This is a genomic window from Flavobacterium aquariorum, from assembly GCF_003254745.1.
GTDB lineage: Bacteria > Bacteroidota > Bacteroidia > Flavobacteriales > Flavobacteriaceae > Flavobacterium > Flavobacterium aquariorum.
Genome location: NZ_QKXH01000007.1, coordinates 20,452 through 38,470, shown reverse-complemented (window position 1 = coordinate 38,470; position 18,019 = coordinate 20,452). Strand labels below are relative to the sequence as shown.

Genomic DNA, 18,019 nt, shown 5'->3' with positions numbered 1-18,019 from the left:
ATGAAGCTCCATTATATAATATTAATACTTTTTTGGGGATTTAATTTCTCAAATGCCCAAAAAAAACCCACTCCAGAAAAAGCAACCCTTGAAAAAGAGCCAACCATTCAAGTAATTGTAAGGGTGAAAAAAGATAAAATTCTATTGCGATGGGCGCCTACTGATGCCCTTGCTTGGAAAAAATTAAACAAATATGGGTATCAACTCGAACGCTATACAGTAACCCGAGACAATAAAACATTGTCAAATCCTGCAAAAATAGTTTTGGCTAATGAACTAAAACCAGAACCACTTGAAAACTGGGAGAAAACAATAGAAGACAACGACAATGCAGCTATAATTGCTCAAGCTCTCTATGGAGAAAGTTTTGCAGTGGAAGGTACTAATAGATTACAATCCATTGTTAATCAATCTGAAGAAAGTGAACAAAGATTTACTTTTGCACTTTTTGCGGCCGACAAAGATTTTGAAATGGCAAAAAAAGCAGGTTTGGGTTTTGAAGATAAAACCGTAAAGCAAAATGAAAAATACATTTACAGAGTATCATCCAAAGTGCCTGAAGAAGAACTGGTAATAAAATATGGTGGCGTATTTGTAGGATTAAAAGAATACGAAGACTTACCCAAACCGATGGATTTCACAGCTCATTTCGCGGACAAAAGCACGATGCTGAGTTGGAACTTCAAGATATTGGCACATGCCTACGGAAGCTATTATGTCGAACGTTCGCAAGACAAATTGCATTTCGAGAGAATTACCAATAAGCCTTATACAAGCATGAATCAAGAAAATGAAAATAATAATCGTATTTTTTATGTAGATTCAATAGCTAATGATCAACAATACAGTTATCGAATTCAAGGCATTTCTGCTTTTGGAGAATTAGGTCCCTACTCTGAAGTTGTTTCTGGGAAAGGAAAATCGATCTTGAAATTTGTACCACATCTTACCATAAAAGATTTCAAAGATGATAAGACTGTAACACTAACTTGGGAATTTGATGAGGCAGGCGATTCTGAAATCACTGGATTCGAACTCAATCGTTCGGATTCAGATGATGATAAATACATCCCTGTAATAAAAAATATTGCTCCAAAAATCAGAACAGTAACCTACAACAAACTGAAGGCTACCAATTATTTTACCATAACAGCAATAGGCAAACAAGGCAGTAACAGAACATCTTTCCCTATGCTCGTACAACCGGTAGATTCAATTCCGCCGGCAAAACCGGTAAATTTAAAAGGAGTCATTGACAGCTTGGGAATAGTAAAATTAACGTGGGATCCCAATAAAGAAAAAGATCTAATGGGGTATAGAATTTACAAAGCAAGTAATCCAAACGAAGAATATAGCCAAATTACGGTGAGTCCAAATGAAATCAACAAATACCAAGATAGTGTTATAGTAAAAAGTTTGAATAGTAAAGTATATTACAAAATTATTGCAGTAGATACACATTATAACATGTCGCCTTTTTCAGAAGTATTGATTATCAAAAAACCAGATGTCATCCCCCCCACTTCTCCCATTTTTACTAATTACGAGATAAAAGATGGAATGGTCTCTTTAGAATGGATCAATAGCCAAAGTGAAGACGTGGTTTCTCATCAACTCTATCGTAAAGAAAACGAACAAAAAGATTGGCAATTAGTATTAGATAGTAAAGACAAACCAGAAAGTTATCATGACAAAAACATTACTGAAGGCGACACTTATCGTTATGCCATTTATGCCAAAGATGAAAGTAATTTAGTTTCCAATCCTTCACCAGAAATAGCTGTTTTTGTCCCAGCTTCTTCTGTAATGCCTGCTATTAAAAGTTTTTATGCACAAGTCAATACGTTGACAAACAGTATTGATTTATCTTGGGAATACAAAGCAATCGGAGTCGAAAGTTTTGAAATATACAAAGCCACAGCCGATGAACCGATGCAATTAATGCAAATGATCACTAACCAAATAAAAAAAGTTTCTGACCCTAGCATTACGATAAATACGAGTTATAAATATGCCATAAGAGCGCTTTTTGCAGATGGAAGAGTTTCTAAAATGTCTTTTTTTGATATAAAATTTTAAGATTATGAGGAAGATATTTTTGTTAGCAGTAATTCTTTTCACCTTCAAAAGTTTTGGACAAACCTATACTGTTGGTATTATACGTAATTATTACGGTGGATGTCACGGTGGAAAGACTTGGTCATTAACTGGCTCTAATTTAATTGGAAGCGGTTCGTTTATTACTGCTGGTATTACAAATGCTACCTATACTACAGTTCCTTTATCAAGCTCTTATGAATTAACTACAAATTTCACTTGTACTCCTTTAGGCCCTGCAACACTTGACTGTTTAGATAATACTACAACTTCACAATCAGCTGCTGAATTAATAAAAGGCAATCTCATAGAATCAGGTGGCTGTGCAGGTAGCGTTAGTATCATTGAATTTAGGCCCAATAATATGTCAATAGTATCCAATAAATCAAGTATTTGTACAGGAGAACAATTAGATTTTGTGATTTCTTCTCCAGCAGGATTTCCGAATGAAGCTTATCATTGGCAATTTTCCATTGACAATCAAGCCACTTGGACAGATGTACCCAGCCCTTTTAATTTTAACCCAATCCCTAATTTTAGTATTAATAATCTTTTAGGAGCTAACTATGAAAACTATTTCAATGAACAGATTTACTTTAGATTGGGATATGACCAAAATAGACCTTTTTCTAATGTGATATCAATAACATATTCTCCTTGTGGCCCAACTATTTCAAATATAGCATTTGTAGGGCCTGAATGCAACGGAGATATTGTCAAATCATTGGCTATAACTTTTGCGCAAAAATTAAATTCAACAATAGGTGAAAAATTAGCATTTCTAACTGTTTGTGATATAACTAGTAATTCAACAATGCGTATGCAAATTAACGGTCCTGTATCCTATCCTGATGACACAAAAACGTATACATATAATACAAGTGATTTACAACAATTAGAGACTGGTCATTATTACAAAATAAGGTATCAAGCTCAAATTACTGATCCTGACGATTCATCGAAGACAATACTGACTGGAGTTCTCGATTCTCCAGCAGCGCTAAACTTCCTTAACACAGATCCATTAAAAATGGAATTCAAAATAACAAACTATTCCCAGCCCTCTTGCTTTGGAGGAAATGATGGAACAGCTGAAATACAGATTCTCAGTGGTCAATCTCCCTATCATTTTTATAAAGACGGCGTGGAATTAACAGGCGCTTCACAACCAACATTGAATAATGGTAAATACTATATTACTGGTCTACAAGAAAAAACATATAATATTATGGTTACTGATTCAAAAAAATGTATCGACAAAACAGCAAATGATTAAAAACATGACATTTATGAGAAAAATCTTTTTATCATTTATTTTAGTTTTAGCTTTAAAAGGATATGGTCAAACATATACGTTAAATTTGCATGTTTATGTCACAAAAGGAGTTGCTTCTGTAAATTCAAATGTTGGAGGTAATATTTATACATTTAGTAACACAAATAATTATGGAAGTCAAGATTATCCAAATTTAACAACTGTAAAAGGTAATTCTTTTACTTTCAATCTTAGTACCAACACAGGAGCATGTTCACAAAATTTAAGTGTAACGAAATCCTTATTAGAATTGCTAAGAGATAATTTCACATTACAATCTTGTCCTACCGGAAGTGGCTATGCCGGCAATTTTTACCCTAATAGTTTTGTCCCAAATGGCATAACAATTAATAACAGAAATTCTACCGCTGAAGTATGTTCAGGAGAACAGTTAGAACTTGATGCAAATAGTACAAATATTTTCCCAAACGAAGTTTATCATTGGCAATATTCTTTAGACAATAAAACATACTGGTATGATGTACCTGCTACAAAAAACAACAGCCCTTCTACTAAATTTAGCATTAATGATTTTTTAGGTGATAATATACATAATTATTTTGACAAAGTTATTTATTTCAGATTGGGTTATGGTCAAAGCAAACAATTTACAACTCCATTAGGAATTACGTTTAGACCATGTACACCTATCATCACCAATATAATTTATGAAAACCCTAAATGTCAAGGAGATCCAATAAGTAAACTTGATATTGTTTTTGAAAGAAAATTAGATAATACAAAAGAAGAAAAGTTAGCCTCAATATTTATTTGTGACGTAAATGACAATTCAAAAATATTTATGCAAATTAACGATCCTGTATCCTACCCAGATGATACAAAAATGTATATATATACTACTTTTCAAAGTTTAGAGACTGGTCATTATTACAAAATAAGATATCAGGCACAGATTACGGATCCTGACGATTCATCGAAAACAATAATGAGAGGAATTATGGATTCTCCAGCAACACTGAATTTCCTTTACACAGATCCAGCAAAAATGGAATTCAAAATAACAAATCAAACACAGCCATCTTGCTTTGGAGGAAATGATGGAGCCATTGAAATACAGATTCTCAGTGGTCAATCTCCCTTCCATTTTTATAAAGACGACGTGGAATTAACAGGCGCTTCACAACCAACATTGAATACTGGTAAATACTATATTACTGGTCTGCAAGAAAAAACATATAATATTATGGTTACTGATTCAAAAAATTGTATCGACAAAACAGCAAATGATTAAAAGATGAAAAAAATTATATATTTAATTCTAATTATTACGGGTACAATAGGTTATTCTCAATCCTCAGGGGTTAGAAAAGTAATTATTACTAACCCAGCAGACATAAATCCTATTACAGGGACTTTTTCTAATTCAACGGGGTTTGGAAAAAACAATGGTACTATTAGTCTAGATTCACCTTCAGGAGGTATAACAAATGGGGCGGGGCCATATACTTATTCATGGACGAAAGACCTGAATAATTATGCAGGAAATGTTACATCACTTAGTAATTTAGGTCCAGGTAAATATACTGTCACCGTTATAGAAAATGGCAAATGTCAAAAAAAACAAGACTTCAATATTACTGAGCCTTCTCAATTAATTCCGATCATTTCTGGAAATACCAATATAACTTGTTATAATGGAATAACAACACTAACCGCAGCTGCTCAAGGTGGTTTTCTACAAACAAATGGAAATTATAATTATTCGTGGGATATAACTTATTTTGATAATTCTAAAGAACCCAAAACTGGAATTCAAGTTACGGGCAAAGCTGGAACATACGTGCTTACAGTTTATGACAATGCAAGCCCAGTAAATAGCCAAAGTACAAGTATAACTGTTAAGCAAAATACATTATTAACATCAACAAAAATTATAACCAATGCAAAATGCTATGGAGATAACGGAAATATTTCATTAGCAATTACAGGAGGAATAGCGCCATATATCATCAATTGGACTGGAACTAATATCAATTCTGCAGTAATTTCAAATAATGGGAAATTACTAACTGCAAAAGCAGGAGCGTATTATTATTCAGTCAAAGATAATTTAGGATGTGAATTAACTACAGTTCCAATACTTGCTGAAATAGATCAACCTAACACCCCCTTTTCAATATCCTTGAATTCCATAACACAACCTTCACCAACTCTTTCCGACGGAAAAATTAATTTGAATATAAATGACGGTTATGGTAATTATAGCTATTCTTGGGAAAAAGATGCTGTTCCTTTTACACCTTCAAATAATATTTCTTTGTCAGGGTTAGGAAATGGAATTTATAGTGTAACCATAACTGATAAAAATCAAGTTACAGACTTAACCGGCTGCACAAAAACAATTAATAACATAATTCTAAAATCACTATCTGCAACTGTAAATATTCTAAATCCAATTAATTGCATAGGTGACACTGCAACTCTAGAAGCAATGCCAATAGGAGGAAATGGATCCTATACTTATCAATGGTTTAAAGGAACTGATACAAATCCAGTTGGCACAAACAAAACTTTATCAAATTGTGATGCTGGAAATTATAAGGTTATAGTAAACGATACAAAATATAATTTTTCAGCATCTCAAACATTAAATAATCCCATAAATCCACCTGTTTCAATTGTAACTTCAAAAACTACAGATGTAACTTGTTTTGGAGGTAATAACGGTACTATATATATTGAAGTCAAAGATGGTACTCCTGTAAATGGATTATATACATTTATTTGGAAAAAAACAGGAATAATTACAAGTGGCATAGTAAACACAAACAGTACTTCAACAATATCGGGCCTAACAGCTGGAACATATACAGTAACTGTAAAAGATCAATATTGTACCAAAGACTTTTCTTTTACAGTTTCTCAGTACCCCTCTATTACAATCCCAATTGAATCAATCACTCCTGTCTTGATTAACGGGCAAAGTACAGGTGCAATAAACTTTCTCTTAGATCCAACAGGCGGCAATGGCGGCTATACCTATAAATGGGTTTCAAATTCTGATGCAACTTTCATAACCAAGACAACTAAAAATATTTCTGGGTTAAAAGCAGATTTTTATACTATTGAAATAAAAGATAATAATCAATGTTCTGTTTCCAAAACTTTCGAAGTAACCCAATCACCTGAATTATTGGTTAGCATCAAAGAATCTTCTCCTATAAAATGTAATGGAAATTTCAATGGAGAATTGCAGGCGGTAGTTACTGGCGGTATTGCTACCTACAATTATCAGTGGTTCAAAAATGGATTAGCATTTGGTGACAACTCATTTGAACAAAAAGGACTGGAACTTGGAGTTTATAAAGTCATAGTTACTGATTTTGTTGGGGCTATAAAAACATCAACATTATTTAGTTTAAAACAACCTGATTTATTAACCGTTACACCTACATCACAAACTAATGTTTTGTGCAACAATGCAATTACAGGAGCAATTGACATTAATATTAATGGGGGAACTACGCCCTATACACAACAGTGGACAAAAGAAGGTTCAAATTATTCCACTAATAAAAATCTAATTAATTTAGGCGCTGGGACATATCAAGTTACAGTTACAGATGCTGTTGGTCATAATTGTACGGCTTCTCTATCTCCTGCTGTTATTATTACACAACCAACTGATCCACTTCTTATAACAGATATAGAAGTAAAAAACCTAACTGGTTTTGAAACTTTAAATGGAAGAATCTCTGTGGCAATAACAGGAGGAACTGCACCTTATACTTATACATGGAGAAACAAAGGAATAAATACTGTTATTGGTGACAAAGCACAAATCACCTCACTCCCTATTGGTACTTATGAACTCACGATAACTGATGATCATAATTGTACTGTTACGAAAGAATACATACTAATACAACCTGACAAATTATTAATTACAGATATTTCTCAAACTCCAAGCTCAACCATTAAGTGTTATGGAGATAAATTTGGAATATTAGAGGCGACTATAACTGGTGGTGTACTTCCTTACACTTACAATTGGTACAATATTCTAACACCGACAATCACTACATCTACTACCAATCCTTCAGAAACATTATTAGCAGGAACTTATGAACTTAAAGTGACTGATGCAAATGGTAACATTTTTACTTTCAAAAGCAATCCAATCAATGAACCTCCACTTTTAAAAATTAATTCCACCCCAAAAAATGTTTCCTGCAAAAATGGAAATGACGGCGCAATAACTATTTCTCCTTCAGGAGGAACAGGTTCTCCAACCATAAATTGGAGTACAGGAAAAAGCACCAATACCATTGACAACCTTTACTCTGGAAGTTATACAGTTGCCATTACTGACGCAAATCAATGTCAAACTTCTGAAACTATACAAATTACAGAACCAGGATTATTATATGTAAGCAAAGTGACCAAAAATCCACCTTCTGCTTTAGGGTTACAAGATGGTAGTATACAAATTGAAGTAACGGGGGGAACTCCAAATTATAACTATTTATGGTATAATGGCAATAAAGATTTGATTTATTCAGATTTAAATCAGCCTTCCAATACTAGTATCAACAACATTTTTGCTGGACAATATTTCATTACCGTTACCGATTCAAAAAACTGTGCTATCATCGAAAAAGATTTAGATAAAATTGATCCCTTAGCTCTTTCTATAAATCAAATCAATGTTGTAAAATGTAATGGAGATGCAACTGCCAGTATTAGAGCAAATGCTTCGGGTGGAACTCCAATTTATTACTACAAATGGTTTAAAACGACTGACCCACTAAATGCTGTAGGACTTGATGAAACTTTGGTAAATGTAAATGCTGGAACATACTATGTAGTTCTTTCTGATTCTTTTGGCTTATCCAAACAAAGCGGAAACATAACCATTAGTGAACCTGTAATTTTAAGCAATACGCTATCAACTGAGTACACTCGTTGTGGTGATGCCAAAGACTGGACTATCACTACAGTACCAACGGGAGGAACGTCACCATACACCTATTTATGGAATACGGGCACCCGAACAGCTAGTCTACAAAACGTTGAACCGGCTAATTATTCAGTATTGGCAACCGATAATCATGGTTGTTCCATTACAAAAACAATTACAATTAACGCTCCAATACATTTGGCTACAGCCGAAACTATAACAAAACCAACCTGTTTTGAAGGTTCGGATGCTACAATTGTACTAACCTCATCTGGAGGTCAAGGGCCTTATACCTATTTATGGAATACGGGTGAAAAGTCAAATGTTTTGAGTAACGCTTCCGCAAAAGAATATTCGGTGGCTGTAACGGATTTCAAAGGTTGTGTGATTAACAAAACTTATACCATCGAAAATCCGCCAAAAGATGTCATCAGTTTAGGCGAAGATGTTACGCTTTGTTTTGATCAATCACTAACAATTAATTCGACTATTGCAGATGATAAAGCCAAATATTCTTGGACATCGACCAAAGGATTTACAAATAACAATCCCATTATTACAGTTTCACAACCCGCAGATTATACACTTGTGGTTACAAATAAACTAGGTTGTAAAGCGACCGATACGGTAAAAATTTCAAGTCAAAACACCGCTATCAGTGCTGAATTCGCTGTTTCTTCACAAGTATTTATGAATGAAAAATTCATTATTGTAGACATCAGTAATCCTATCGCCGATGGTATCGAATGGGTTTTACCGGCTGAAGCAACAGTAGTTAACAAAACCAAGGATTTTGCCGAATTGAGTTTTAACAAAGTCGGAGAATACGAACTGACATTAAACACAAAAAAAGGAAATTGTACGGCAACTCAAACCAAAAAAATTGTGGTTATCGAAGGTGAATACGTTAATCCGGACAGTACCGATTTGAAAAAGAAATTTGATCTAAAAATCTATCCAAATCCTTCCAACGGAATTTTCACTGTTGATGTAACACTCGACAAAGTAATACCTGCTCATGTCAAAGTATATAATTTGACCAATAATTTGATTATCGACTCTAAATATGAAGAAGGAAAAGATGCCTATAAATTCAATTTTAGCCTAACCGGACTAACACCTGGTGTGTATTTCGTTTTGGTGGAATCACAACAAGGAAACCAATTGAGAAAAATAATCATCAACTAGACTTCTTATATTTTATATCACATTACAAATAAACAAATCATAAAAAGACATAAAGAAAAATACTGTTTTTCTTTCCTTTTTATAGCAATATTAAAATGATTTTAAAAAGAATACTGTTTTTTATTTTACTGTTTTTTGCAACTACCCTTGGCTATTCACAAAGCTTCAATGTAGAACAATTGGCAAAGACCAAACTGATCAATGTTTCGGGTGGTGCGTCGGCAAATGCAATTATGTATTCGGGCAATGCGGCTAGGGAACCTTTCTCCTATTTTTTTAATGGAAATATCAACATCAACGTGGCGGGCTTGTACAATTTACCATTTTCGTTTTCCTATTCTACCCAAAAGTTTGGGTATACCAAACCTGTTGCCATAAAAACATTAAGCATACACCCTTCCTACAAATGGATAACAACCCATATTGGGGATGTAAACATGACTTTTTCTCCTTATACGCTAAACGGACATTTGTTTACTGGTTTTGGTGTAGACCTTACTCCTCCGGGAAAATTCAAAGTGAGTGCTATGTATGGTCGTCTATTGAAAAGTAATGAATATGATGTGAACATTCCAGAGGCAATACCTACCTACAAACGTTTTGGCTATGGTTTCAAAACAGCCTATGCTTTCGATAAAGTAAATCTGGGCCTCATCTTTTTTAAAGCAACCGATGTAACAAGTTCACTTTCCAATCCTGTGCCGTTTGAGTTAGGGCTTACACCAAAAGAAAATGTAGCTGTAAGTTTTGAAACCAGTTTTAAATTATTCCAAAAACTGCAAGTCATGACAGAATATGCCAACAGTAGCATAACCGAAGACATCAGTATTGAAGGGACCACTAAAGGAAAAGGAATTGCCTCTCTTTTTTTAAATCCAAATGCAACTACGACTTCCCAAAATGCCATCAAAGCACAATTGGTGTATCCTGCTGGAAAAGGAACTTTAGGGTTAGGCTACGAACGCATTGACCCTAATTACAGAACCTTAGGGAGTTATTATTTCAATAATGATTTAGAAAATATTACAGTAAATGCTACCCAACAGATTTTCAAAGACAAAGTGTCGCTAGCCTTAAGCCTAGGGATGCAAAAAGATAATTTAGACAAACAGAAAGTTAGTCAGTCCAAAAGACTGGTTTCTTCGCTTACCGCAGATTACAAAGCCAACCAAAAATTAAATCTGAATTTTAATTATTCCAATTTTCAATCCTATACCAATAGCCGCAACCAGTTTGATTATATCAATCAAGATCCAAGTTTAATATATGCAGATACATTGAACTTTAGACAAGTCAACCAAAATTTAGGATTAACGGCAAACTATCTTCTCAAAAACGACAAACAACTCAAGAAATCCATTAATGTCAATTTCTCCATGCAGGAATCATCCAATGAACAACAGGGACAGACGGTGGCAGGCGGCGAAACCACTTTTTACAACTCGGCTATTTCCTATGTTCAAGGCTATCCAACAAAAGATTTAAACTTTATGGGGTCCATCAACAATACGTACAGTCTAATGGAAACAGGCAACAGTTTAATCATTGGGCCAACACTTGGCGTGACCAAATTGTTCATGGAACGAAAATTAAATACTTCCTTTTCTACCAGCTACAATACCACTTTTAGTAATGGAGACAAGCAAAACGATATTTTCAATATGCGGCTCAGCAGTTCTTATTTGTATTTAGAAAAACACAACTTCAATTTGGGGGTTATCTGCTTATTTGGCAAAACCACCAGTAACAGGAACAACGACCTGACCGCTACCCTAACCTATGCCTACTCATTTGACAAAATAAAATTAAGGTCAACGCCAAAAGAACAGAAAAAAGAAGAGAGACAATTGGGAGATAATACTCTGAAAATAAATTTAAAAGACTATAAACTTGAAGGAACTCGAGAGCAAATCACGCAACAATTAAAGGATTTACAGCAGCAATTACAGCCGTTACCAAATGAAGAGGCAAGCAAATTGGAACATCTCTTGACACTTGCCACATTAACGCCAGATGAAGCCAGCTTCAAAGACAAAGTGATTGACTATTTGGAAGAATACCAAGCAGCATCCGAAGTTATTAAAAAATACAACAAACTGATTGGCCAGACTGTTCAAAAAGTAGCACAAGAAATCAGTAACAAAGACGAAAGTTTTGAAAAAGCATACACCACAGCCATTAGCCGAGTGAATAGCCATAAACTGCATGGAGTTAACCCAAGCGAAATAACCGATAAAGTTGGCTATAATTCGTATCTGAAATTGATAGAAAGAAGCGACAAAGCAAAGCAGAAACTACAGGCACATCGTTTTATGCAAACCGAGTTTTTGAAACTTTCAAAAGCAGATACCAAAGAAATGGAACAAAATGATTACCTCCTAAGCTATAACAAAAAAGAAATTGAAAAAGTCTATAAATTGATCACCAACAAAAAAACAGATGCCGAAATCATCGCCCAGCTGGAACAAAATCTAATTCCGTTTTACCACGAACTGGCACTGGCAAATGGAATGAATGAGGAAGTGGAATTGAAATACATTCAGAAGTAATTTAATAATCTAAGTAGTCTAAAATATATTTACCCAAATGCAAAAAAAAATCTACATCTGCCTTCTCTTGGTTCTTGCCTCTTGGCTCTTTCCTTTTTCGGCTTACACCCAAACCTACCCTGTTACCATAAGCACCCAACTCACGCAGCCATCTCCTATTTACCTGAGTAATTATGCCAATACTGCGAGAATCAATAGTCCTATAAAAGTACAATTGATACTCAATGATTTGACGATAATGAATAGACAAGTGCGTTTAAAATGCTATTTCCAGGGAGCAGTGTCTTTTGTTACAAATGACTTTGTGGTTGGGGCATCTCCCATCTATCTCGAAGGTGGTTTCCCTACCCTATTGACCAATGTAGAACTGGGACATTATTTCGAATTCCAAAACCTGCAGGGCATTAACCCCAACCAATATGCACAACCGTTGCCTGAGGGAATTTATACAATATCATTTGAAGTGTATGACTTTGCAACCAACAAAAAACTGTCAAAAAAATCAAGTGTTACCACAGTTATTTTCCAAAACGAACCACCGTTTCTAAACCTGCCTGCAAACAAAGCAGGTATTGTAGAACAAAACATTCAGAATGTCATATTTAGCTGGACACCCCGAAGCATCAATGTGAGCAATGTGGAATACGAATTCTCTCTGGCAGAAATTTGGAACACCAATACGCCTATCCAAAACGCTTTTGCCTACTCACCTCCCCTTTATACCACCACTACCCGAAATACGACAATACAATACAGTATTGCCGAACCGCAACTTATTCCAGGCAAGACGTATGCTTGGCGTGTAAAAGCCAAAGCCCTGGTTGGTGCCGAAGAAATTGGCGTTTTCAAAAACAATGGTTACAGCGAGATTTTTTCTTTTAAATACCTCACACTCTGTAACGCACCAATAGCCATAACCACCACCAATGTGAGTCAGGACCAAGCCAAAATAACTTGGAGCGGCGCTGTCGATAATTACGATTACCAAATTAATTATAGAGAAAAAAATGCCAATTCCAAGTGGTACCCTCTGGTAACCCCAAGAGAATATGCTACCATTAGCAACCTAAAACCCAAAACCACATACGAATATACTGTGGGAGCAGCCTGTGATCCTGGTGAATATACCCAAAGTAACATTCAGGAGTTTACTACCATGGCCCAAGACGAAATCGCCTTTGTTGGTTGTGGAATCAAGCCAGATCCAGCAGCCTTATCCAACAAAACGCCACTACCAGCATTGTTCCCAAATGATGTGGTTACTGCTGGCGATTTCCCTATAGTCGTTCTTAAATCAACAGGAAGCAACGGTACTTTCTCGGGTGAAGGCTATGTGACTTTACCGTTTTTGGAGAAATTTAGAGAACTTATAGATGCTGCAACAGCATTGGCTGGCAAAGATGAAGGAGGAAATGATAAATCTAATATTGGCAAATACACCCGTATTCGCATAACTTTCAATAATATTGGGGTAAACACCGATTTCAAGTTGATTTCGGGAGAGATTGTTGCGAGTTATGACCCGAATTGGGGAGGTATGGTTGATGGGGATAAACTCGTTAATGATATAATGGGCGATACAGGAACTGTTATTCCTATTGATATACAATTTGAAATTAAAAGTGTTGTAAAAAATCTTGATGGCTCCCTTACCATAACGGGGCCAAATAAAATTGTCGTTCAACTGCCAAAAAATGAAAATGATGTAATAATCACCGACAGAAACGGAAACCAATATGCTATTTCTCCCAATGCGCAAGCAGGAGAAATCAAATCTACTGGAAAAGCAGCTCCCGGAGGTGTTCCTACTCCCCAAAACACCAATGGAATGGGTTCTGGTGGCAATATCAAAGAAATTTCTTCTGCAGATGTTTCCATAACCTTTGCAGCAGGTACGGGTTTCTATAGCTTGGATGAAAACCCAAACCAAGACCCTAAACTTAAGGCCAACACCAAACTTAATAATACCTACGATATCATTCCTAAAAAGGATGGCACTAGCTATTATGTACATTACAAAGTCATCTCGGATGCGCCAAAAGCAGAAGACTATGTTACTGCGAAAGCAACATTCAGTAATGGAAAGACAATAGCTGACATCATATTCAAAACCGAAAACGGTACCGAAATTAAACCTAGCTGGTCTGGCAATGTGGCAACACTTCCATTAAAAAGAACTTTGGATTTTGCCAAAGAATCAATACTGGCAACCGTAAAACCTCCCGTACAGAAAGAAGCTGCAGATCCAAAAAATCCAGTAGCTGCAGGCAAATACGACATTGCAGGTACTCTGAATTTGTGGCATATGACCGGTAAAAAAGTAAATATTACTTTGGTTGGGCTTAATGGTGGTGAAACACCAACACAAAACCAAGCTAAAGAATACCTTAATAGCATATATAGTAAAGCAGGAATACAATTTGAAGTTAGTACTGTAAAAATTGATATAGCTGATACTTGGGTCACTAGTATAGAAACTGGAGATAGCGATTTACTCAATACCTATACCGATGGTCAACAAACCATTACTAACAATTTCCAAACCAAATTAGGAACTAGTTATAAAACCGATACTTATTATGTGTTGTTTACTAAAGTACCATCTAGTAAGCCTGGCACATTAGGTTTTATGCCACTCAAGCGACAGTTTGGGTTTGTGTTTTCTCAACCTGAGGATAAAAAACTTCATACTCTAGCACACGAGCTTGGACATGGTGTTTTTGGATTGCAACATCCATTCACAGAATACAACACTGCAGTTCCTACTGATTTATTAATGGATTATGGAACAGGGACTGTATTAAGCCACAATGATTGGGAGATTATGCATGCTCCAGGATTGCAGCTGTATCAGTTCACTCAGGGGAGTAGTGCGGGTGAATTGGCAGGTGGGTATGGACTTACTCCTAATTTTGAGTTTGTAAGCGCAGAACTAAGTAATGTAATTGTACCAAAAACAAATCTAGTAAGTGAAGGAATGTTATCTGGTTTTAAAGATGACGGTGGCAATGAATGGGTTTGGAATAAAGAGCAGAGTAAATATACTTTTCTTGGTGCAAATACTGGTTCTTCTGGACAATATGATCTTACCCCTAAAAAGAAATTAAACGATGATGAAATAGTTTGGCTTATATACAAATATTCCGAAGATTGTTCTAAAATAAAATTCATTAAAACAAAGTATGAAAAAATAAAAAAAATTGTTTCACTTTCAGATAAAGTTGAAGCTCAAAAACAACTTGATGCTTATTTAAAAATAATAGATTCTATTTCAAAACAAAGTGATCCTAATATTTATTCAGGGTTTTTAGATTGTGGTACTAGTTCTAATAATGGGTTAACAAACACAAATTCTGATGGTAAAATAGTATTTATTAGAGACTGTAATAAAACCCAAGATGGTACTATAGCATATAATCAAAAACCTATTGTTTCATGGAATAATGGAGCGACTTGGGGTGAAATTATTGTTGAAAATTTAAATAGAGCTATCAAAATTAATGCAGTTAATAAGGGCGTAACTGATTTAAAAACAGTTAAAGTCGATGGACTCCAATATATTAACCCAACTCCAAATTATAGAGGAATTCCAATATTTGAGCCTCAATATATTGAAGAACTTAACAATAAACTTGCATACCTAGAAGCGAGTTCAGGGGTTCAACTGTATATTAATTTTATAGACACTAATTGTAGTTTTACTGATAAAGAGGGATTAGAATTCGCTAAAGCCATTTTCGACAATTCGCAAATATCAAAAACCAATGGGATTTATTCTTTGACAGTCAAAAACAGGGATGCAATAGGAAATCAATATGGATGGAAAACGTATTTTGTTTTTGGAACAAATATATCCGAATCTATTAAAAAAACTACGGTCGATTACTTATCTATTAACACAGGGCAAAATTATAATGATTACGGCAAATCAATAATATCTTTTTACCAAAAAATACCAAAAAAGCAATTACAATATATTTATGTAATCGAAAAAGTTACGCCAGAAGAAATTAAAAATGCTCCAACGAAATCTTTTTTAGAAAAGAATATTTTAAAAAAAATAGTTACAGTTGAAGGAAAAATTGGCAATGCTATTCAAGCAATATTTTTGTTTAAAGATACTCAAACTAATACAATTGTTAGTCTAAACGAAAAAGAAGACATAAACAGGTTAAAGGAACAATATGTTGCTGATGAAAGTTTAAATTTAGCAAAACGATATGCAGACCAATATGCAGATTGGAGACTTACCTACTTTGATTTTGACAAACCTGAATATGAAGATGGAATAGTTTCAATAGTACCACATATTTCAGAATGTAAATTCACTTTAAACAAGACTTGTATAGAACAATATATAGATGATGCGTTTCTAGTTGCGGGTATTGCTTCAATTCCTTTTGGCAATGTAGCGGTAATTACAGTAGATGGTCTAGCTGTAGTTTACTATGCTTCAATAGGTCAATCTGATATGGCATTGATGTATGTTGCTGGCTACTTAATTGGTCCTGTCTTAGGAGAAACATTTAACAAAATTGCCACAGTATATAAAAATAGTGCAAGATTTACTAAAAATTTCTATTTAAGTACTAGCTTATCATTACAAATAGCCAAAGGTTTAGACGAAGTGGCAATAAAAAATTTAATCAATTTAGAAATCAAAAATAGTACTACCGCTATTGAATATTTGTTACCGAAGGCTACATCAGAAGCTGATGTTTTTATTAAAGCAACAGATAATGAAATGATTATTGGATATGCAAAAAATGTAGCTGGGAAAACAACTCCTGAACTGACAATCATTAATTACGAAACTGGAATAAATCAGTTTACAGGTAAAATAGCTACTGCTACAGAAGAAGAGTTAGAATTAATTTATCAAAGAATTGCTAGAAATAAAGATGTTATTGTCCCCGCAAATTTCTTTAAAAATGCAAATGCTTTAGGTGAAACTTATGACGCATATAATAAACTAAGCAAATCACTGCGAGGAGAAATATTCAATCATTATAAACAGCAAAACTGGAGCAAAATTGAAGAAATTTTCAAGGAATACAAACTTAATGATGGCTGGCCACCCGCCAATGGTGGATATAATACAGTAGAAGATATATCTATTTTAAAAGGACAAAAATTTGACCGTTACCAAGAAAAATGGTTTGGCGCAACACCTGAAGACAAACCAATAGTTGGCGGAAGCTATGTGGCACCTATAAAAGACACACCTTACAGCTATGCGCAAAGAGCACTGCGTGTTACCGAAAATAAAAATGCATTATACTATGAAATAGAAATATTAAAAGATTTGCCAATAACAGGAACAACTGCTGATGTTATACCGTGGTTTGGTCAAGTTGGCAATGGTAAACAAACTTTACTTAAATTTGACACGAAATACAAAAACTTACAATCTTTAATTGATGATGGTTATATAAAAATAAATGTAAAATCTTCTCCAAATAAATTATATACTGGTTATATTGGAAAGGTTTTAGAGAAAGAGATTGTTGTATTATCAGGAAATATCATAAAAAAAGTTGTTTTAGGTGGCGACGATTTAAGTAAATTTGCTGTAGAATTTAGAAAAACTCTAGCTATTCCAAACCATAAAGGTAACGTTGCAGTATTTGAATATCTTGATAATTCGGGAAATTTAGTAAAAAAAGCATTTACAACAGAAGTGGGAGTTACTACACATTCTGAGCAGTTAGCTAAAACATGGATTGAAGCAAATAATATTCCTAAATCAAATGTCAAAAGAATTTTTAGTGAACTAGAGCCATGTGAATTAGAAGCTTCAAAATGTAAAGAAATGCTTAATACAGAATTTTCGGGTGCTCAAAAAAGTTATTCTTATGATTACCCAGGAAACAATACTACTGGGTCATCAACAAGACAACAATCTCTTGAACAGCGTTTTAATGATTTAATTGAACTTCTAAAATAGAT

The 18,019-nt window shown here is 34.5% G+C and carries 6 protein-coding genes; all 6 read left to right on the top strand.

Annotated elements, in window-relative coordinates:
- The 6 genes from DOS84_RS11705 (at position 1) to DOS84_RS11680 (ending at position 18,017) form a co-directional block, all read left to right on the top strand.
- Complete coding sequence (locus DOS84_RS11705) at positions 1-2,079, top strand: fibronectin type III domain-containing protein (protein WP_111410314.1); 2,079 nt, start codon at positions 1-3, stop codon at positions 2,077-2,079.
- A 4-nt stretch (positions 2,080-2,083) separates the two neighbouring features.
- Positions 2,084-3,373: a hypothetical protein gene (locus tag DOS84_RS11700; protein WP_111410313.1), complete on the top strand. Its 1,290-nt coding sequence runs from the start codon at positions 2,084-2,086 to the stop codon at positions 3,371-3,373.
- 13 nt (positions 3,374-3,386) lie between these two features.
- The gene (locus DOS84_RS11695; protein ID WP_124020640.1) at positions 3,387-4,664 is read left to right on the top strand and encodes a hypothetical protein; all 1,278 of its coding nucleotides are present in this window, start codon (positions 3,387-3,389) and stop codon (positions 4,662-4,664) included.
- A gap of 3 nt (positions 4,665-4,667) precedes the next feature.
- Positions 4,668-9,521, top strand: a complete 4,854-nt coding sequence (locus DOS84_RS11690; protein ID WP_111410311.1) for a T9SS type A sorting domain-containing protein — start codon at positions 4,668-4,670, stop codon at positions 9,519-9,521.
- A gap of 95 nt (positions 9,522-9,616) precedes the next feature.
- A complete protein-coding gene (locus DOS84_RS11685) occupies positions 9,617-12,070 on the top strand; it encodes a hypothetical protein (protein ID WP_111410310.1) in 2,454 nt (817 codons plus the stop codon).
- A gap of 37 nt (positions 12,071-12,107) precedes the next feature.
- Positions 12,108-18,017 carry a nucleic acid/nucleotide deaminase domain-containing protein gene (locus DOS84_RS11680; RefSeq protein WP_111410309.1) on the top strand — a complete coding sequence of 1,970 codons (5,910 nt, stop codon included), beginning with the start codon at positions 12,108-12,110 and terminating at the stop codon, positions 18,015-18,017.
- Positions 18,018-18,019 lie beyond the last annotated feature (2 nt).

Bases quoted from the DNA above. Each gene is read 5' to 3' on its own strand.
- DOS84_RS11690 (WP_111410311.1), top strand. From the start codon at position 4,668: ATGAAAAAAATTATATATTTAATTCTAATTATTACGGGTACAATAGGT.
- DOS84_RS11705 (WP_111410314.1), top strand. From the start codon at position 1: ATGAAGCTCCATTATATAATATTAATACTTTTTTGGGGATTTAATTTC.
- DOS84_RS11700 (WP_111410313.1), top strand. From the start codon at position 2,084: ATGAGGAAGATATTTTTGTTAGCAGTAATTCTTTTCACCTTCAAAAGT.
- DOS84_RS11695 (WP_124020640.1), top strand. From the start codon at position 3,387: ATGAGAAAAATCTTTTTATCATTTATTTTAGTTTTAGCTTTAAAAGGA.
- DOS84_RS11680 (WP_111410309.1), top strand. From the start codon at position 12,108: ATGCAAAAAAAAATCTACATCTGCCTTCTCTTGGTTCTTGCCTCTTGG.
- DOS84_RS11685 (WP_111410310.1), top strand. From the start codon at position 9,617: ATGATTTTAAAAAGAATACTGTTTTTTATTTTACTGTTTTTTGCAACT.